At 61.5% G+C, this 18,232-nt stretch carries 18 protein-coding genes; 16 read left to right on the top strand and 2 right to left on the bottom strand.

The genetic code is table 11. The annotated features are described in order from the left end of the window. The first annotated feature begins 25 nt into the window (after positions 1–25). From RHE_RS19270 to RHE_RS19245, 6 genes are all read left to right on the top strand, one after another. Complete coding sequence (locus tag RHE_RS19270; protein ID WP_011426970.1) at positions 26–907, top strand: peptidylprolyl isomerase; 882 nt, start codon at positions 26–28, stop codon at positions 905–907. A 113-nt stretch (positions 908–1,020) separates the two neighbouring features. Next, positions 1,021–2,262, top strand: coding sequence for a bifunctional glutamate N-acetyltransferase/amino-acid acetyltransferase ArgJ (argJ, locus tag RHE_RS19265; RefSeq protein ID WP_011426969.1), 1,242 nt, complete (start codon positions 1,021–1,023; stop codon positions 2,260–2,262). Further along, positions 2,243–3,049, top strand: coding sequence for a GNAT family N-acetyltransferase (locus RHE_RS19260; RefSeq protein ID WP_011426968.1), 807 nt, complete (start codon positions 2,243–2,245; stop codon positions 3,047–3,049). The genes argJ and RHE_RS19260 overlap by 20 nt, the downstream gene beginning before the upstream one ends. Continuing rightward, complete coding sequence (gene mutT, locus RHE_RS19255) at positions 3,046–3,459, top strand: 8-oxo-dGTP diphosphatase MutT (protein WP_011426967.1); 414 nt, start codon at positions 3,046–3,048, stop codon at positions 3,457–3,459. The genes RHE_RS19260 and mutT overlap by 4 nt, the downstream gene beginning before the upstream one ends. Before the next feature lie 222 nt (positions 3,460–3,681). Beyond that, positions 3,682–3,999 (top strand): hypothetical protein, encoded by a 318-nt coding sequence (locus tag RHE_RS19250; protein ID WP_011426966.1) that lies wholly within the window; start codon positions 3,682–3,684, stop codon positions 3,997–3,999. An 82-nt stretch (positions 4,000–4,081) separates the two neighbouring features. Beyond that, a complete protein-coding gene (locus RHE_RS19245) occupies positions 4,082–4,249 on the top strand; it encodes a Flp family type IVb pilin (protein WP_020922387.1) in 168 nt (55 codons plus the stop codon). Positions 4,250–4,264: 15 nt separating this feature from the next. Here the strand turns inward: RHE_RS19245 and RHE_RS19240 are convergent, their stop codons facing one another. Continuing rightward, on the bottom strand, positions 4,265–5,149 hold the full coding sequence (locus RHE_RS19240; RefSeq protein WP_011426965.1) for a methyltransferase domain-containing protein: 885 nt from the start codon (positions 5,147–5,149) through the stop codon (positions 4,265–4,267). 76 nt (positions 5,150–5,225) lie between these two features. Here RHE_RS19240 and RHE_RS19235 point away from each other — a divergent pair, with 76 nt between their 5' ends. From RHE_RS19235 to RHE_RS19220, 4 genes are read left to right on the top strand one after another with little or no spacing between them, the layout of a single operon-like run. Beyond that, positions 5,226–6,002, top strand: a complete 777-nt coding sequence (locus RHE_RS19235; RefSeq protein ID WP_011426964.1) for a ComF family protein — start codon at positions 5,226–5,228, stop codon at positions 6,000–6,002. Between the two features lie 31 nt (positions 6,003–6,033). After that, the gene (gene grxC, locus RHE_RS19230) at positions 6,034–6,291 is read left to right on the top strand and encodes a glutaredoxin 3 (protein ID WP_042119047.1); all 258 of its coding nucleotides are present in this window, start codon (positions 6,034–6,036) and stop codon (positions 6,289–6,291) included. Between the two features lie 10 nt (positions 6,292–6,301). Next, complete coding sequence (locus RHE_RS19225; protein ID WP_011426962.1) at positions 6,302–7,159, top strand: carbon-nitrogen hydrolase family protein; 858 nt, start codon at positions 6,302–6,304, stop codon at positions 7,157–7,159. Next, on the top strand, positions 7,156–7,584 hold the full coding sequence (locus RHE_RS19220; RefSeq protein ID WP_011426961.1) for a DUF1178 family protein: 429 nt from the start codon (positions 7,156–7,158) through the stop codon (positions 7,582–7,584). The genes RHE_RS19225 and RHE_RS19220 overlap by 4 nt, the downstream gene beginning before the upstream one ends. Positions 7,585–7,641: 57 nt before the next feature. On the opposite strand, the gene ubiG is transcribed toward RHE_RS19220, so the two are convergent. After that, positions 7,642–8,388, bottom strand: a complete 747-nt coding sequence (gene ubiG / locus RHE_RS19215; RefSeq protein WP_011426960.1) for a bifunctional 2-polyprenyl-6-hydroxyphenol methylase/3-demethylubiquinol 3-O-methyltransferase UbiG — start codon at positions 8,386–8,388, stop codon at positions 7,642–7,644. A gap of 296 nt (positions 8,389–8,684) precedes the next feature. On the opposite strand from ubiG, the gene RHE_RS19210 reads away from it, so the two are divergent. The 6 genes from RHE_RS19210 to clpB all read left to right on the top strand — a co-directional run bounded on the left by RHE_RS19210 (position 8,685) and on the right by clpB (position 18,205). Continuing rightward, a complete protein-coding gene (locus RHE_RS19210) occupies positions 8,685–9,959 on the top strand; it encodes an aspartate kinase (protein WP_011426959.1) in 1,275 nt (424 codons plus the stop codon). A gap of 89 nt (positions 9,960–10,048) precedes the next feature. After that, on the top strand, positions 10,049–12,316 hold the full coding sequence (gene ptsP / locus RHE_RS19205; RefSeq protein WP_011426958.1) for a phosphoenolpyruvate--protein phosphotransferase: 2,268 nt from the start codon (positions 10,049–10,051) through the stop codon (positions 12,314–12,316). A gap of 28 nt (positions 12,317–12,344) precedes the next feature. After that, a complete protein-coding gene (prfA, locus tag RHE_RS19200; RefSeq protein ID WP_020922380.1) occupies positions 12,345–13,424 on the top strand; it encodes a peptide chain release factor 1 in 1,080 nt (359 codons plus the stop codon). Continuing rightward, entirely contained in the window at positions 13,421–14,281 is an 861-nt protein-coding gene (gene prmC / locus RHE_RS19195) for a peptide chain release factor N(5)-glutamine methyltransferase (RefSeq protein ID WP_011426956.1), read from the top strand. Before prfA ends, prmC begins: the two co-directional genes overlap by 4 nt. A gap of 343 nt (positions 14,282–14,624) precedes the next feature. Next, positions 14,625–15,353, top strand: a complete 729-nt coding sequence (locus RHE_RS19190) for a DUF4167 domain-containing protein (RefSeq protein ID WP_011426955.1) — start codon at positions 14,625–14,627, stop codon at positions 15,351–15,353. Between the two features lie 251 nt (positions 15,354–15,604). Further along, the gene (clpB, locus tag RHE_RS19185) at positions 15,605–18,205 is read left to right on the top strand and encodes an ATP-dependent chaperone ClpB (protein WP_011426954.1); all 2,601 of its coding nucleotides are present in this window, start codon (positions 15,605–15,607) and stop codon (positions 18,203–18,205) included. Positions 18,206–18,232 lie beyond the last annotated feature (27 nt).

Here is an 18,232-nt window from a genome sequence, read left to right as displayed (position 1 = left end):
CGATGTAACTGTGAAGGGTTATTTGATGTTGAGCACCAATAAATTCGCCGTGCTGGCGTTTGCAACTTTTGTTGCATTCCAGGCTCCTGCCCATGCAGAGGACGCCGTCGTCGCCAAGGTCGGCAATCTGGAGATCCACCAGTCTGAGCTCGATCTCGCCGTCGCCAACCTCGATCCGCAGCTGGCACAGCTTCCAGACGACCAGAAGAAGGTCGCAGCGCTGTCCGCCGCCATCGATGTGAAGCTGCTTGCGGCCGGCGCGACGACGGAGAAGCTCGAGCAGACCGACGAATTCAAGAAGCGCATGCAGTATCTCACCGACCGCGAGCTTCACAATGCCTATTTCAAGAAGCACGTCGTCGACACCGTGACGCCTGACGAAATCAAAGCTCGTTACGACAAGGAAGTCGCAGCCCTGCCGAAGCAGGAGGAAGTCCACGCCCGCCACATCCTGGTGAAGACCGAGGATGAAGCCAAGGACATCATCAAGCAGCTCGACGCCGGCAAGGATTTCGCCGAACTCGCCAAGGAAAAATCCACTGATCCGAACAAGTCGGAAGGCGGCGATCTCGGCTATTTCTCGCGCGGCCGCATGGTCAAGGAATTCGAGGACGCAGCCTTTGCGCTCGAGAAGGGCGCCTATTCCAAGACGCCCGTCAAGACCGATTTCGGCTATCATGTCATCAAGGTCGAGGACAAGCGCGACGCTCCGCCGCCGCCTTTCGACCAAGTGCAGGACCAGGTTCGTCAGCTCGTCATGCGCGACAAGTATCTTGCCCTCCTCAACCAGGCCAAGTCGTCTGCCAAGATCGAGATCTCGGACGAGACGCTGCGCAAGGGTTACGACGAGGCCAACAAGCAGCCGGAGCCAGGCAGCGAGCCCCCCCAGCCGGCGCCGAAGCAGTAATATTCGCATCAGGGCCCGGTTCTTCCGGGCCCTTCGCTATCGTTGTTGTCGCATTTCCGGACGGCGAGCCGGTTCTTTCAGTCGCCGGGAAATGCTCATTGGCAGGTTTCATCATGTCCGGTTCCGTTTCGCCGCTCGCCCCGAAATCCTTCGTTCCGATGCCTTCGCTGCGCGGCGTGCGCATGGCGACGGCTTCGGCCGGCATCAAGTACAAGAACCGCACCGACGTGCTGATGATGGTCTTCGATAAGCCGGCATCGGTCGCGGGCGTCTTCACCCGATCCAAATGCCCCTCCGCGCCAGTCGATTTCTGCCGTGCGAACTTGCCGCACGGCACTGCGCGCGCCGTCGTCGTCAACTCCGGCAACGCCAATGCCTTTACCGGCATGAAGGGCCGCCAAGCGACTGCGCTGACGGCGAAGTCGGCTGCTGCGGCCGTCGGCTGCGGCGAAAACGAGATCTATCTGGCATCGACCGGCGTCATCGGCGAGCCGCTCGACGCCACCAAATTCGCCGGCGTTCTTGACAGGATGCAGGCCGAGGCGACTGGCGATTTCTGGTTCGAAGCCGCCAAGGCGATCATGACGACCGATACCTATCCGAAGGTTTCGACCCGCAGCGCCGAGATCGGCGGCGTGGCCGTGACGATCAACGGCATTGCCAAGGGCGCCGGCATGATTGCGCCCGACATGGCGACGATGCTCTCCTTCGTCGTCACGGATGCCGACATCGCGTCCGAAGCGCTGCAGGTGCTTTTGTCCGACGGCGTCGGGCCGACCTTCAATTCCATGACCGTCGACAGCGACACGTCCACCTCCGATACGCTGATGCTGTTTGCGACGGGGGCTGCGGCCGAGGACGGCCAAGCCCGCATCGAACGCGCCGATGATCCGCGCCTTGCTGCTTTCAGGGCGGCCCTGAACGAAGTGCTGAAGGACCTGTCTCTGCAGGTGGTGCGCGACGGCGAAGGCGCCACCAAGATGCTCGAAATCACTGTAACGGGCGCCGAGAGCGATGCCGCCGCCAAGCGTATTGCGCTGTCGATCGCCAATTCGCCGCTCGTCAAGACGGCGGCCGCCGGCGAAGACGCCAATTGGGGCCGTATCGTCATGGCGGTCGGCAAATCCGGCGAGATGGCCGACCGTGACCGGCTCGCCATCTGGTTCGGGGACATCAGGGTCGCCGTCAACGGCGAGCGTGACCCGGATTATTCCGAGGCAGCCGCCTCGAATGTGATGAAAGCGCAGGATATCCCCGTTAAAGTCGATATCGGCCTCGGCACTGGGTCGGCAACCGTCTGGACCTGCGACCTCACCAAGGAATATGTTGCAATCAATGGCGACTATCGGAGCTGATCGTCCATTGGTGCAGGCATCCATATCTTCAAAGAATCTGCCGTTGGTCCGCAGGCTGGAGGCCGTCGGCTTTCGCGCCTGGCCGGCGGCGTCCGTGCAATATGATGGCAGCTGGCAGGTGCGGCTGACGGCGGGCCACCCGTCCAACCGGCTGAACTCCATCGTACCGCTCGACCCCTCGGACCATCGCGACGTCGAGATCCGTCTGGAAAAGGCGAGCCGGAAGTTCGAGGCCTATGGCCGCGCCGCCGTGGTCCGTCAGACGCCGCTCGCCTCACCGGTGCTGATCGAGCTTCTCAGCGCCCGGAACTGGACGCGGTTCGACGAGACCGTGGTGATGACCTGCGATCTCGCCGAGGCCGAGCTGCCGGATACGCTCGATCATCTGCCAACCCATGATGTCGGCCGTTTCGTCGATGCCAACCTCGCGGTCGACAGGGGGCCGCTGAGCTTGAAGCCGGCGCTTGCCGAAATCATTTCGGCGATCAAGCCGCCGTCGGGTCTGTTCATGATCGAGAATGCCGTGGAGGGACCGCTCGCAACCGTGCTCTGCGTCCAGGACAACGATCTTGCCGGCATCATGTCGCTTTCAGTCTGCGAAACGAGGCGGCGCGAGGGGCTCGGCACCGAAATCCTCACCTCGGCGCTGCGCTGGGCGCGCATGCGCAGCGCCCGCTCGGCCTGGCTGCAGGTCAGGCTTTCCAATCGGCCGGCCATCGCGCTTTACGAGCGCCTCGGTTTTCGCGACGCCTATCATTATTGCTATTGGCAGCGAGAGGCGCGATGAGCGAGGCAGGCCGAAAAATACTGCTGGTCGCCGCCTGTGCGTTGATCGATGCAGATGGGCGTATCCTATTGGCACAGCGTCCGGAGGGAAAGTCGCTGGCGGGGCTCTGGGAATTTCCCGGAGGGAAAGTCGAGCCCGGCGAGACTCCGGAAGAGACGCTGGTGCGCGAGCTCGAGGAAGAGCTTGGTGTCAAGACCAAGATCGCGTGCCTCGCGCCGCTGACCTTTGCCAGCCATTCCTACGACACGTTCCACCTGTTGATGCCGCTTTATATCTGCCGGCGCTATGAGGGGACTGCCCAGGGCCGTGAGGGGCAGGCTTTGAAATGGGTGCGTGCGCAGGCGCTGCGCGACTACCCCATGCCGCCGGCCGACGAGCCGCTTATCCCGATGCTGCAGGATTTGCTTTAAAACGCGCCCGTTGAACTTGATCGGGGGCGTGATGCGCTTATAGCATTGCATGTCGTTATCCTGAAACCGCTGCACGCTTCCGGGCAAGATGTATTAGCATTAGCTGATTATTATTGCGGCGCGGCGTTTTCGGCTGTGGATATTAATGGATCGTTTAACACCTTCTGCCAAAGATCGGCCTCAATCAAGCATCTGGCGTGCGTGTATAAAAGGCTTGACGTCATGGACGATGATTTCTGGAAAGCTGTCCGGGAAAAGGAACGGGCCTCGTCTGCCTCGCGCAGGACGGGTGCGCTCAATATCGCCCTTCTGTTCGGCACGGCGGTGGTCGCGCTGACGTTGATTCTGACGCCCATGCTTGCGGATTCCTCGAAGAAAAGCGTGTTTGCGAGCGCACCGGTCGATTTCGATACGATCACGACCGGATCGATTCCGAAGAACGAAAGCGGCAAGCACTATACGATTCGTCGTAGCGTCCTTCAGGATACGCCCGGTTCGGTCTGCGTCGTCCAAGGCTACGGCGTCGGCGTCGGTTGCTGAAGCCGGATGCTTGGAATGACGGCCATCGCCCGGTGGCCGTGGAATTGATGGTTGTCAGGCGGTTCACGCAGAAGGTTGGGGTATGCGTCTTTGGAAAGCATTTCTTGCGGACGACACAGGCGCAACGGCGGTGGAATACGGCCTGATCGCCGCCATCATTTGCACAGCGCTTGTCTCCGGTCTCGGCATCTTCACCGGCAGCCTGCAGAACGTCTTCAACGTGGTCACCAACAATATCACCGTCAATTGACGAAGGTGCCGACGATCACTGCCTGACCTTGTGTTCGTCCACTTTCAGCGCGTCGGCAAGGCGTGCTTTGGCCGAGCCCGGCTGGAGCGGCTTCTGCTGGCTGTCATGCGGAGCCCATCCGGAGACATAGATGATCGAGAATGTCGCGCGAATACGTCCGTCGGGATCGGAATAGCGCTCGGCGTAGATCTCCGCCGCGCGCAGGAAGAAGGCGCGCGTCAGCGGCATGCGACTGCGGGCTGCAAGCGGATTGCTCATGCCCATCGCCCTGAGATCGTGCATGAGCGGAAAGAGCGAGTCATACCGGACCGTATAGTTCTCAGCATCGATCACCGGAAGGGTGAAGCCGGCGCGCTGCATCAGACTGCCGACATCGCGCACATCGGCGAATGGGATGACGCGCGGGCTTGCACCGCCCGTCATCTCGACCTCGGCTGCCAAGAGTACGTCGCGCAGTTCCTGCAGCGTGCTAGCGCCGGGGATGGCCGCCAGGAACAGGCCGTCCGGCTTCAGGGCGCGGCGAATCTGGATGAAAACACCCGGCGTGTCGTTGGTCAGATGTAGGCTGAGCGGCGCGAGGATAAGATTGGCCGATTGCGGCGCAAGCGGCACCTCCTCGAGAGGCGCCTCGATCAAGGTTTCGCCCGGGCCCGCATAGGCCTTCTCGCTCTCGACGCGGATCATCGTGCCGATCTTGCCCGTCGTCATTGCCGCGCGGGCGGCTGCACCGGTCATGCCATGCAATTCAACGGCGGTTTCGAAGCGCCGCTCGACGACATCAAGTCTCTCGGCCATTTCCTCGGCCGCGATGTCGAGCAGGAAAGCGGCTTTCAGGTCGTTGTTGACAAGCGCGCGATGGCGATGTGCGGCGATCAGAGCTCTGTCGAAGATCGTTTCCATGGGATGTCCATAGTCCCGGCTCGCTGAAGCGGCAAGGCGATTTTCCTTTCGAAGAGAACAGGCTAGTCTCGACTTTATGAAACGGATCGATTCCGAATGGCCGGCAGATTTGCTCCGGGCGCATCTCCTGCGGCCGTTTTCGGCGCTTGCCGATTTTCTCTATCCGCCCGCCTGTTCCGTCTGCGGCATTTCGACCGGCGGCCATCGCGGACTGTGTGCGAAATGCTGGTCCGGCATCCGATTCATCGAGCGGCCCTATTGCGAAGTGCTCGGCATTCCCTTCTCACATGATCTCGGCGCCGGCATCCTCAGCGCCGAGGCGATCGCCAATCCGCCGCCTTTCGACCGGCTGCGGTCAGCGGCGACGCACGACCATGCCGTCCGGGATCTCGTTCACGGGTTGAAATATCGCGATCGCACCGATCTGGCGCCGATGATGGCCGGCTGGATGCTGCGCGCTTCCGATGGGACGGTCGAAAGCTGCGATGCGCTGATTCCGGTGCCGCTGCACCGCACCCGCATGCTGGCCCGCAAGTTCAACCAGGCTGCCGAACTTGCCCGCGATATGGCGAGGCTATCGGGCAAGCCGCTGTTTGCCGCAACGCTCATCCGCGTCAAGCGCACCAGTCAGCAGGTCGGCCTTGGCGCCAAGGCGCGCGAGGACAATGTAAGAGGCGCTTTCGCGATTGCCAAGGGTCGCGAGAACGACATTTCCGGCAAACGCATCGTCCTTGTTGACGACGTCTATACGACAGGGGCGACGGTTGCCGCCGCAAGCCGAACGCTGCGCAAGGCGGGTGCGGCCGAGATAACGGTTTTGACCTTTGCAAGGGCTCTCTCCGAGCCTATATGACAGAAATACCCGGCATCCGTCTGGAGATATCATGGTACCCGTCACGATCTATACACGGCAGTTCTGCGGCTATTGCAGCCGCGCCAAGTCCCTTCTTGAAGAAAAGGGCGTCGACTACGTCGAGCACGACGCGACCTATTCCGCGGACCTTCGCCAGGAGATGATCGGCAAGTCGAACGGGCGGACCACCTTCCCTCAGATTTTTATCGGCACCGAACATGTCGGCGGCTGCGACGATCTCTTTGCCCTCGACCGCGCCGGCAAGCTTGATCCGATGCTGGCGGCGTGAGGAAGAATCGATGAGTTTCAAGGCTGCCGCCATCCAGATGTGCTCCGGGGTCGATCCGGTCAAGAATGCTGCCTCCATGGCGCGGCTGGTGCGCGAGGCTGCCGCCCAAGGCGCGACCTATGTGCAGACGCCCGAGATGACCGGCATGCTGCAGCGCGACCGGGCCGCGGCGCGCGCCGTGCTCGCAGACGAGGCGCATGACATCATCGTCAAGACCGGTTCCGAGCTTGCCAGGGAGCTCGGCATTCATGTGCATGTCGGCTCAACGGCGATCGCGCTTTCCGACGGCAAGATCGCCAATCGCGGTTTCCTGTTCGGTCCCGACGGCAGGATTCTCAACCGCTACGACAAGATCCATATGTTCGACGTCGACCTCGACAATGGCGAGAGCTGGCGGGAAAGTGCGGCCTACACGGCGGGCTCGGAGGCGCGCGTCCTGTCGCTGCCCTTTGCCGAAATGGGTTTCGCGATCTGCTACGATGTGCGCTTTCCCGCCCTCTTCCGTGCCCAGGCGGTTGCCGGCGCCGAGGTGATGACGGTTCCGTCCTCATTTAGCCGGCAGACGGGCGAAGCACATTGGGAGATCCTGCTGCGCGCACGCGCGATCGAGAATGGTGTCTTCGTCATCGCCGCGGCGCAGGCCGGCCGGCACGAGGACGGGCGCGAGACCTTCGGTCACTCGATAATCATCGACCCCTGGGGCACGGTGCTGGCCTCGGCCGGCGCCACCGGCGAGGCGGTCATCCTCGCCGAGATCGATCCCGGCGCGGTCAAGGCTGCGCATGACAAGATCCCGAACCTGAGGGACGGCCGGGAATTCTCGGTCGAAAAGATTGCGGGGGCAGTCGCAGGAGGCGTCGCCGCTTGATTCGCTATTCCCTCACCTGCGACAATGCCCATGAATTCGAAGGCTGGTTTTCGGAAAGCGCCGACTTCGACCGTCAGGTCGCGACCGGTTTCCTGACCTGCCCTGTCTGCCATTCCGCCACCATCTCCAAGCTTCTGATGGCGCCTTCCGTTTCGACGGCGCGCAAGAAGGACGAGAGGCAGACCCTGGCGATGGACGCGATGCGGCAGGAGGCCCTGCAAAAACTGAAAGAGGCCGTCGCCGCCGTCAAAGCCAATTCCGAGGATGTCGGCACGAAGTTTCCCGAGGAGGCCCGCAAGATCCATTATGGCGAGGCGGATGCCCGCGGCATCATCGGCCAGGCGACGTTGGACGAGGCGCAGGCGCTGGTGGAAGAAGGCATCGAGATCGCTGCTATTCCGGTTCTGCCGGAGGATGTGCACTGAAGTTCAACCGGCGCATTGGCCCCAATGCCGAAATGTAGCCGGCTTATGAATGCCGGATCAAGCTGGCCGTTTCGCCAGCAGCATATAGTTCACGTCCATATCTCTCGACAGTTTCCACTGGTTCGACAGCGGATTGAAGAAGACGCCGGTGCGGTCGGTGATCTCGAGACCACTTGCGGCAAGCGGCTTTTCCAGCTCTTCCGGGCGCACCAGCTTTTCATACTGGTGGGTGCCGCGCGGCAGCCAGCGTAAGATGTTCTCGGCGGCGAAGATGGCAAGGGCTGCCGCCTTCATCGTGCGGTTGATGGTGGCAACGAAGATCAGGCCGCCGGGGCGGACCATCTTTGCGCAGGTCGTCATGAAGAGTTCGACGTCGGCGACGTGTTCGACCACTTCCATGTTCAAGACGATATCGAAAGTCTCGCCGGCTTCGGCGAGCTCTTCGGCGGTGACGGCGCGATAGTCGACCGAAACCCCGGAAGCCTTCGCATGGGTCGAGGCGATGCCGATATTTTTCTCGGAAGGATCGGCGCCGACGACGGAGGCGCCCATGCGGGCGACCGGTTCGGACAACAGGCCGCCGCCGCAACCGATATCGAGCACGCGCAGACCTTCGAGCGGCCGGGCGCTTTTCGGATCACGGCCGAAATTCTCGCAGGCCTTGTCTCTTATGTAGCCGAGACGGACGGGGTTGAATTTGTGCAGCGGCTTGAACTTGCCGGTCGGGCTCCACCATTCTGCCGCCATCGCCGAGAAGCGGTTCACTTCGCCCTGGTCGATCGTGCTCCTGGCGCCTTCCGTCATCGTCTTCTCCTTGCGTTTGTGACAAGTGAAGTCGGACGATCGGGGGCATAAGTCAAGGGCGGAGGTTATCGAGGAGCGACGGGCGTGGAGACGCTCGGCAATTGCTTTATATCGTGCGCTTGCCTCCCCCCGCCAAACTCGCTAAGAGACGCCGCAACTTGGGGCCTTCAGGGCCTGGGCTGTTAGAGCGGTTCCAGAAATTGGGAGTCCGGCTCTTTCGCCACGCGGTTCGCCCCAGAGCTTTCGTGATGCCGGGTCGGGTTTCCGCTGTCCGGCGCCAGTCGTGGTAGAGGCATATGGCACGCATCGTAATGAAATTCGGCGGCACGTCCGTCGCTGACCTGGACCGCATCAAGAACGTTGCCCGCCACGTGAAACGCGAAGTCGATGCCGGCCACGAGGTCGCGGTGGTGGTTTCGGCCATGTCCGGCAAGACCAATGAGCTGGTCGGATGGGTGCAGGGCACGCCGAAGGTGATCGGCGCCAACTCTCCGTTTTACGATGCGCGGGAATATGACGCGGTCGTCGCCTCCGGCGAGCAGGTGACCTCGGGGCTGCTCGCGATTGCGCTGCAGGCGATGGATATCAATGCGCGCTCCTGGCAGGGATGGCAGATCCCGATCCGTACCGACAACGCCCATGGTGCGGCGCGCATCCTGGAGATCGACGGTTCCGATATCATCAAGCGCATGGGCGAGGGGCAGGTTGCCGTCATCGCCGGCTTCCAGGGATTGGGACCCGACAACCGCATTGCGACACTCGGGCGCGGCGGGTCTGATACATCGGCGGTGGCCATCGCGGCCGCTGTCAAAGCCGATCGCTGCGATATCTATACCGATGTCGACGGCGTCTATACGACCGATCCGCGCATCGTGCCGCAGGCGCGCAGGCTGAAGAAGATCGCTTTCGAAGAAATGCTCGAGATGGCCTCGCTGGGCGCCAAGGTGCTGCAGGTGCGCTCGGTCGAGCTTGCCATGGTGCACAAGGTGCGTACCTTCGTGCGCTCGTCTTTCGAAGATCCCGATGCTCCGGGCATGGGCGATCTGTTGAACCCGCCCGGAACGCTGATTTGTGACGAGGATGAAATCGTGGAACAGGAAGTAGTCACCGGCATCGCCTATGCCAAGGATGAGGCTCAGATCTCGCTTCGCCGTCTTGCCGACCGGCCGGGCGTCTCCGCGGCGATCTTCGGGCCGCTTGCCGAATCCCATATCAATGTCGACATGATCGTCCAGAATATTTCCGAGGATGGATCGAAGACCGACATGACCTTCACCGTGCCGTCAGGCGACGTCGAGAAGGCGATCAAGGTGCTCGGCGACCATAAGGAGAAGATCGGCTACGATGTCGTGCAGAACGAATCGGGGCTGGTGAAAGTCTCAGTCATCGGCATCGGCATGCGCAGTCATGCCGGCGTGGCGGCGACCGCGTTTCGTGCACTTGCCGAAAAAGGCATCAACATCAAGGCGATCACCACCTCCGAGATCAAGATTTCCATCCTGATCGATGGTCCCTATGCAGAACTCGCTGTCAGGACTTTGCATTCCTGCTACGGTCTGGATAAGAATTGATTCCCAGTGGGCGGCCTGCCCCTTCAGGTTGAGTAGACGAGGGCCGGCCTGCCGGGACTGAGTGCGTTGTTTCGGGAGCTTGAGACGCCATGAGAGACCTTTCCGGCGGTCCGCGCGTGCTGCTCAGGCGGCTGCGCGAGTTAATGGCAGAGCCGCTGGAGCCGCAGGATCGTCTTGACCGGATCGTCCGCCAGATTGCCAGCAACATGGTGGCGGAAGTCTGCTCCGTCTATGTGCTGCGCGCCGACGGTGTGCTCGAACTCTACGCGACCGAGGGCCTCAACCGCGAGGCGGTGCACCTGGCGCAGCTGAAGATGGGGCAGGGCCTCGTCGGCACGATCGCGGCCTCGGCGCAGCCGCTGAACCTTTCCGACGCGCAGTCGCATCCGGCCTTCCGCTACCTGCCGGAGACGGGCGAAGAAATCTACCATTCCTTCCTCGGCGTGCCGATCCTGAGGACCGGGCGCTCGCTCGGCGTTCTCGTCGTCCAGAACAAGGCGAGCCGCAACTATCGCGACGAGGAGGTGGAAGCGCTCGAAACGACGGCGATGGTGCTCGCCGAGATGATTGCCACCGGCGAACTCAAGAAGATCACCAAACCGGGCCTCGAGCTCGACCTGACGCGTTCGGTGACGATCGACGGCGACACCTATAATGACGGCATCGGTCTCGGTTATGTCGTGCTGCACGAGCCTCGCATCGTCGTCACCAACCTGCTGAACGAGGATGCGGAGAAGGAAATTCGGCGACTGGCTGAAGCCATGGGCTCGCTCAGGATCTCGATCGACGACATGCTGTCGCGCCGCGACGTGTCGATGGAAGGTGAGCATCGCGAAGTGCTCGAAACCTATCGGATGTTTGCACATGACCAGGGCTGGGTGCGCAAGCTCGAGGAGGCGATCCGCAACGGCCTGACGGCAGAAGCGGCGGTCGAAAAAGTGCAGAGCGATACCAAGGCGCGCATGATGCGGTTGACCGACCCTTATCTGCGCGAGCGCATGCATGATTTCGAGGATCTGGCGAACCGGTTGCTCAGACAGTTGACGGGTTATACCGGGCGGACGACCGCCGAAGGCTTTCCCAGCGACGCCATCATCCTGGCGCGGGCCATGGGAGCGGCCGAACTGCTCGATTATCCCCGAGCCAATGTACGCGGACTGGTGCTGGAAGAAGGAGCAGTGACGAGCCATGTGGTCATCGTCGCGCGCGCCATGGGCATTCCAGTCATTGGCCAGGCGGCCGGCGTGGTGGCACTCGCCGAGAACGGTGATGCCGTCATCATCGATGCGGACGAGGGACATGTGCACCTGCGGCCAATGGCCGACCACCGCCGTTCCTACGAAGAAAAGGTCCGCTTCCGGGCCAGGCGGCAGGAGCAGTTCCGGGCGCTGCGAGCTATCGAGCCGGTCACCAGAGACGGGCAGCGGATTTCGCTGATGATGAATGCCGGACTGCTGGTGGATCTGCCGCAGCTGTCGGAATCGGGTGCAGAGGGCATCGGCCTCTTCCGCACCGAACTGCAGTTCATGATCGCCTCCACCATGCCGAAGGCGGACGAGCAGGAGCAGTTCTATCGCAATGTCATCAAACAGGCGGCGGGCCGCGTCGTCACCTTTCGCACGCTCGATATCGGCGGCGACAAGGTCGTGCCCTATTTCCGCGGCCACGAGGAGGAAAACCCCGCACTCGGCTGGCGCGCCATCCGGCTGTCGCTCGACCGCCCGGGATTGCTGCGCACCCAGCTGCGCGCGCTGCTGAAGGCCTCGGCCGACACCGAGCTGAAGCTAATGGTGCCAATGGTGACCGAGGTGTCCGAGCTCAAGACGGTGCGCGAACTCTTGCAGAAGGAAGTGCAGCATCTGTCGCGCTTCGGCCATGGGCTGCCGCGCAAGCTGCAATTCGGCGCGATGCTGGAGGTGCCTGCGTTGCTCTGGCAGCTTGATGAGCTGATGGCGGCGGTTGATTTCGTCTCTGTCGGTTCGAACGACCTGTTCCAATTCTCGATGGCCGTCGATCGCGGCAATGCGCGCGTGTCGGACCGCTTCGATCCGCTCGGCAAGCCGTTTTTACGCATCCTGCGCGACATTGTGCGCGGGGCTAACAGGAACAAGACGCCGGTGACGCTCTGCGGCGAGCTTGCCGGCAAGCCGCTTTCGGCAATGGCGCTGCTTGGCATCGGCTTTCGGTCGATCTCGATGTCGCCGGCCTCGATCGGCCCGGTGAAGGCGATGCTGCTTGGGCTTGATGTCGAAGCGTTGGCGAAGGTGATGGACGAAGTGCTGGACGATCATCGCAGCACGGTGCCGATGCGCGAGGTGCTTGCCCGCTTCGCCGAGAGCCACAATATTCCCCTTTAGAGAAATATAAGAAGAATCGGAGTGAAGGGTGGCGAAGCTTCCCGTTGAAAAGATGCGCGAGCTGGAACGCCGATTCGGCGAGATCGAGGCGCGCATGTCGGCCGGCCCGGCCGCCGATGTCTATGTGAAGCTCGCATCCGAGTATTCCGAGCTGCAGCCTGTCGTGACGAAGATCCGCGCCTATGAGAAGGCTGTCGCCGAGCTTGCCGATCTCGAAACGCTGCTTGAGGACAAATCGGTCGATCGTGAGATGCGCGATCTCGCCGAACTCGAATTGCCCGAAGTGAGAGCGCGGATCGAGGCGCTGGAGCAGGAAATGCAGATCCTGCTTCTGCCGAAGGACGCAGCCGATGAAAAGAGCGCGATCCTGGAAATCCGTGCCGGTACCGGCGGGTCGGAAGCTGCCCTTTTTGCTGGCGATCTCTTCCGAATGTACGAACGTTTCGCGTCGGAAAAGGGCTGGAAGGTAGAGGTGCTCTCGGCAAGTGAGGGTGAAGCCGGCGGCTACAAGGAGATCATTGCGACGATCACAGGCCGGGGGGTCTTCGCCAAGTTGAAGTTCGAATCCGGTGTGCACCGTGTGCAGCGCGTACCGGAGACCGAAGCAGGCGGGCGCATCCATACCTCGGCCGCGACGGTGGCGGTGCTGCCGGAAGCCGAGGAGATCGACATCGAAATTCGGCCGGAAGACATCCGCATCGATACGATGCGCTCTTCGGGCGCAGGCGGCCAGCACGTCAATACGACGGACTCGGCGGTACGCATCACTCATCTACCGACCGGCATCGTCGTCACCAGCTCGGAAAAATCACAGCATCAGAACCGCGCCAAGGCGATGCAGGTCTTGCGCTCCAGGCTCTATGACGCCGAGAGGCAGCGGGCCGATAGCGAGCGCTCGGCCGATCGCAAGAGTCAGGTCGGCTCCGGCGATCGGTCGGAGCGCATCCGTACCTATAACTTCCCTCAGGGGCGCGTCACGGACCATCGCATCAATCTGACGCTTTACAAGCTCGACCGGATGATGGAAGGCGAGATCGAAGAGGTCGTCGACGCACTGATGGCCGATTATCAGGCAAGCCAGTTGGCGCAGCTCGGCGAGCAACAATGAGCGCTACGCTCGCCGATATGCTTGCCGAAGCGCGCCGTCGTTTCACAGAGGCGGGCATTGTCGATCCGGTGACCGATGCGCGGCTGCTTGTCGCAGGCCTTTTGAAACTGTCGTCGACGGAGCTTTTGACGCGGTCGGCCGAGAAGCTTTCACCTGAGCAGATTGAAGTGATTTTCAAGGCGGTGGAACGCCGGCTCGGCCATGAGCCGGTGCATCGTATTCTGGGCGAGCGGGAATTTTACGGACTGCCGCTTGGCTTGTCGTCGGGAACTTTGGAGCCGCGCCCGGATACGGAAATCCTGGTCGATACGGTGCTTCCTTATCTGAAGGACCTTGCAAAGGCGCAACGCCATCTCCATATTCTTGATATCGGAACCGGGAGTGGGGCGATATGCCTCGCGCTCTTGAGCGAATGTCCCGCGGCGTCAGGTATCGGCAGCGACATATCGGCTGATGCACTTAGGACGGCGAAGTCAAATGCAGAAAGAAACGGGTTGCAGGATCGTTTTCAGGCCGTGCAGTCGAAATGGTTCGAGAACATCCAGGGCTCCTTTCACGCGATTGTCTCAAATCCGCCCTATATTGCCTCCAATGTCATTCACGATCTAGCTCCCGAAGTGACGAAATTTGATCCGGTGGCAGCGCTGGATGGCGGCCCGGATGGGCTTGACGCTTACAAAGCCATAGCCAAGGATGCGGTAAGGTTCATGAGGCCCGATGGGATCCTCGGACTGGAAATCGGCTACGATCAGCGAAACGATGTGACGGCGATCTTCGAAGCGAAAGGCTTCAGGTGCCTGAAATCCGTGAAAGATTATGGTCAGAATGACAGGGCGCTCGTTTTCGCGCTCGCGTAAAAGGCGATAATTGCGGCATCGGGCGGGACATTATTGTTATTGCGAAGAAAAGGCTTGGATTTCCCAGGGAAGCAATATAGGTTGCGGACACGTGTTGGGCAGATAGGAATGAACGAGATTCGTTCGGTACTTGGTTTGCCTCGGGGGTCCGCTCTTTTAAACGAGAGTTTCAACGGTTGAACACGACCCAACGCGTGAATCAGTCAAACTGACTTGAGAACCAAGCGGCAGGTCGGCGCAAAGGCGCAGTATGCTCGCGGCACAAAGGTCCTGACGCGGTTTTCCGGTCATGGCGGTTGGTGCCATGTATCCATCACAAACAGAGAATTCAGGTGAACGATCTATGAGGCCAGGACAGCAAAACAAGCGCGGTCGAGGGCGTGGTAACAACAATAACAATGGCGGCGGCGGAAATAACAATAACAACAATTTCAACCGCAAGGGCGGCAACCCGCTGACCCGGACCTATGACAGCTCCGGCCCCGATGTGAAGATTCGCGGTACTGCACAGCATATCGCCGAGAAATATGCGCAGCTTGCCCGTGATGCCCAGAGCTCCGGCGACCGTGTGATAGCTGAGAATTATCTTCAGCACGCCGAACATTACAATCGGATCATCGCCAGCGCTCAGGCGCAGATGCAGGAGCGGTTCCAGCGCGATGACCGCAGCGACTTTAATGAGCGCGACGCGGTGGATCGCGATAGCGACGAGATCGATACCAGCGACAATGACGGCGACGATGTCGTCGTCGTCCAGCCGCCGCAGAGCAGGCAGCATCAGCCGCAGGCACAGCCAAAGCCAGCGCCGGCACCCGTTGCGGCGCCTGCCCCGGCACCCCAGCCCGAAATCATCGACGGAACCGGCCCGCAGCCGGAGATCGAAGGCATTCCTGCCGAGGTCGCCATGGACGAGGAAGGCTCTGCCGGCCAGTCACGCGAACGCCAGCCCCGTCGTCGTAGCCCCGGCAACCGTCCCCGTCGCCCGCGTCGCGGCGCAGACGGCGATGCAGCCTCCGAAGGCGAGGGCGCTTCCGCAGAGGCGCCGGTTCTGGCGGATGTCGCATCGGAATAAGGGATCTGGCCACTCTTTTCGGAGAGCCGGGCCCCCATGCCATCTGTTCGAATTTCCTTGAAAATCCCCGGCCCTCCTGCCGGGGATTTTCGTCTTATAGGCTCTTTAAACTCCCGAAACAGCGTACCATATTCTCCTCGACTGCTTCGCCCAAATCTCAGACGGGCCAGGCGCGGCCTGCCTTTTCAGGGGGTCGATCTCAATCATCGGTCTGCGCCTCGTAAGGGCAGGGCGATCAATGGAGGTAGAATATGAATATCGAGAAATATTCCGAGCGGGTGCGCGGTTTCATCCAGTCGGCCCAGACCTATGCGCTGGCGCAGGGGCATCAGCAATTTTCACCCGAACATGTGCTCAAAGTCCTGCTCGATGACGATCAAGGCATGGCGGCGTCGCTGATCGAGCGCGCCGGCGGCGATGCCAAGGCTGCCCGCCTTGCCAATGACGCGGCCCTTGCCAAGTTGCCGAAGATATCCGGCGGCAACGGCAACATCTATCTGGCGCAACCGCTTGCCAAGGTGTTTTCGACCGCTGAAGAGGCGGCAAAGAAGGCCGGCGACAGTTTCGTCACCGTCGAACGCCTGCTGCAGGCGCTGGCGATCGAAACCACGGCTTCGACCTCCTCGACGCTTAAGAATGCAGGCGTAACCGCCCAGGGCCTCAACCAGGTTATCAACGATATCCGCAAGGGGCGGACGGCGGATTCCGCCAATGCCGAGCAGGGTTTCGACTCGCTGAAGAAATATGCGCGGGATCTCACCGGCGAGGCCCGCGAGGGCAAGCTCGATCCGGTGATCGGCCGCGACGATGAAATTCGCCGTACCATCCAGGTCCTGTCCCGTCGCACCAAGAACAATCCGGTGCTGATCGGCGAGCCGGGCGTCGGCAAGACGGCGATCGTCGAAGGTCTGGCTCTGCGCATCGTCAACGGCGACGTGCCGGAATCGCTCAAGGACAAGAAGCTGATGGCGCTCGACATGGGCGCGCTGATTGCCGGCGCGAAATACCGCGGCGAATTCGAAGAGCGGCTGAAAGCGGTCCTCAATGAAGTTCAGGCGGAAAACGGCGAGATCATACTGTTCATTGACGAGATGCACACGCTGGTCGGCGCCGGCAAAGCGGACGGTGCGATGGATGCCTCCAACCTTCTAAAGCCTGCGCTTGCCCGCGGCGAGCTGCATTGCGTCGGCGCAACGACGCTCGACGAATATCGTAAACATGTCGAGAAGGATCCGGCGCTTGCCCGCCGCTTCCAGCCTGTCGTCGTCGACGAACCGACGGTCGAAGATACGATCTCGATCCTGCGCGGACTCAAGGAAAAATACGAGCAGCATCACAAGGTTCGCATCGCCGATGCGGCGCTGGTCGCGGCCGCGACGCTGTCCAACCGCTATATCACGGATCGCTTCCTGCCCGACAAGGCGATCGATCTAATGGATGAGGCGGCGGCGCGACTGCGCATGCAGGTGGATTCCAAGCCGGAAGAACTCGATGAACTCGACCGCCGGATCATCCAGATGAAGATCGAGCGTGAGGCGCTGAAGAAGGAAACCGACGTTGCTTCCGCCGACCGGCTGAAGCGGCTGGAGACCGAACTCACCGCGCTTGAAGAGGAAGCCCATGCGCTGACGGCCCGCTGGCAGGCGGAAAAGCAGAAGCTCGGCCTTGCCGCAGATCTCAAGAAGCAGCTCGACGACGCCCGCAATGAACTGGCGATTGCTCAGCGCAAGGGTGAATTCCAGCGCGCCGGCGAGCTCACCTACGGCGTCATTCCGGATCTCGAAAAGCAGCTGGTCGAAGCGGAGAAGCAGGATGGCGAGCGCGGTGCGATGGTGCAGGAGGTGGTCAGCCCCGACAATATCGCCCATGTCGTTTCCCGCTGGACCGGCATTCCGGTCGACAAGATGCTGGAGGGTGAACGCGACAAGCTGCTTCGGATGGAAGACGAGCTGGCGAAATCTGTGATCGGCCAGGGCGATGCGGTTCAGGCCGTGTCGCGCGCCGTCCGCCGCGCCCGCGCCGGTCTGCAAGATCCGAACCGGCCGATCGGCTCGTTCATCTTCCTCGGCCCGACCGGCGTCGGCAAGACGGAGCTTACCAAGGCACTCGCCCGCTTCCTCTTCGATGACGAAACGGCGATGGTGCGCATGGACATGTCGGAATACATGGAGAAACACTCCGTCGCCCGACTGATCGGTGCGCCTCCCGGCTATGTCGGCTATGACGAGGGCGGAGCGCTGACGGAAGCTGTGCGCCGCAGGCCTTATCAGGTCGTCCTATTCGACGAGATCGAAAAGGCGCATCCCGACGTCTTCAACATCCTGCTGCAGGTGCTGGATGACGGACGCCTGACGGACGGCCAGGGCCGGACGGTCGATTTCCGCAACACGATGATCATCATGACCTCGAACCTCGGCGCCGAATATCTCACACAGCTGCCGGACGGCGAGGACAGCGACTCGGTTCGCGAGCAAGTGATGGAGGTCGTGCGCGGGCATTTCCGGCCGGAATTCCTGAACCGTATCGATGAAATCATCCTCTTCCACCGCCTGAAGCGCGAGGAAATGGGCGCGATCGTCGACATCCAGCTGAAGCGGCTGGTGGCGCTGTTGTCCGAACGCAAGATCGTCATCGATCTCGACGAGGAAGCCCGCCACTGGCTGGCGAATAAGGGTTACGATCCGATTTACGGCGCCAGGCCGCTGAAGCGGGTGATCCAGAAATTCGTGCAGGACCCGCTGGCCGAGCAGATCCTGTCCGGCCAGGTGCCGGATGGATCGACGGTGAAGGTGACGAACGGTTCGGACCGGCTGCAGTTCAGGACGCGGCAGACGGTGAGCGAAGCCGCGTAAAGCGGTTTGTGCGATAAATGAGAAATG

Source organism: Rhizobium etli CFN 42, from assembly GCF_000092045.1.
Lineage (GTDB): Bacteria > Pseudomonadota > Alphaproteobacteria > Rhizobiales > Rhizobiaceae > Rhizobium > Rhizobium etli.
Note: the sequence above shows the minus strand (reverse complement) of the source record. Positions and strands in the feature narration are given on the sequence as shown.

Excerpts from the sequence above, each read along its gene's own strand:
- RHE_RS19270 (WP_011426970.1), top strand. The coding sequence starts at position 26 with ATGTTGAGCACCAATAAATTCGCCGTGCTGGCGTTTGCAACTTTTGTT.
- argJ (WP_011426969.1), top strand. The coding sequence starts at position 1,021 with ATGTCCGGTTCCGTTTCGCCGCTCGCCCCGAAATCCTTCGTTCCGATG.
- RHE_RS19260 (WP_011426968.1), top strand. The coding sequence starts at position 2,243 with ATGGCGACTATCGGAGCTGATCGTCCATTGGTGCAGGCATCCATATCT.
- mutT (WP_011426967.1), top strand. The coding sequence starts at position 3,046 with ATGAGCGAGGCAGGCCGAAAAATACTGCTGGTCGCCGCCTGTGCGTTG.
- RHE_RS19250 (WP_011426966.1), top strand. The coding sequence starts at position 3,682 with ATGGACGATGATTTCTGGAAAGCTGTCCGGGAAAAGGAACGGGCCTCG.
- RHE_RS19245 (WP_020922387.1), top strand. The coding sequence starts at position 4,082 with ATGCGTCTTTGGAAAGCATTTCTTGCGGACGACACAGGCGCAACGGCG.
- RHE_RS19240 (WP_011426965.1), bottom strand. The coding sequence starts at position 5,149 with ATGGAAACGATCTTCGACAGAGCTCTGATCGCCGCACATCGCCATCGC.
- RHE_RS19235 (WP_011426964.1), top strand. The coding sequence starts at position 5,226 with ATGAAACGGATCGATTCCGAATGGCCGGCAGATTTGCTCCGGGCGCAT.
- grxC (WP_042119047.1), top strand. The coding sequence starts at position 6,034 with ATGGTACCCGTCACGATCTATACACGGCAGTTCTGCGGCTATTGCAGC.
- RHE_RS19225 (WP_011426962.1), top strand. The coding sequence starts at position 6,302 with ATGAGTTTCAAGGCTGCCGCCATCCAGATGTGCTCCGGGGTCGATCCG.
- ubiG (WP_011426960.1), bottom strand. The coding sequence starts at position 8,388 with ATGACGGAAGGCGCCAGGAGCACGATCGACCAGGGCGAAGTGAACCGC.
- RHE_RS19210 (WP_011426959.1), top strand. The coding sequence starts at position 8,685 with ATGGCACGCATCGTAATGAAATTCGGCGGCACGTCCGTCGCTGACCTG.
- ptsP (WP_011426958.1), top strand. The coding sequence starts at position 10,049 with ATGAGAGACCTTTCCGGCGGTCCGCGCGTGCTGCTCAGGCGGCTGCGC.
- prmC (WP_011426956.1), top strand. The coding sequence starts at position 13,421 with ATGAGCGCTACGCTCGCCGATATGCTTGCCGAAGCGCGCCGTCGTTTC.
- RHE_RS19190 (WP_011426955.1), top strand. The coding sequence starts at position 14,625 with ATGAGGCCAGGACAGCAAAACAAGCGCGGTCGAGGGCGTGGTAACAAC.
- clpB (WP_011426954.1), top strand. The coding sequence starts at position 15,605 with ATGAATATCGAGAAATATTCCGAGCGGGTGCGCGGTTTCATCCAGTCG.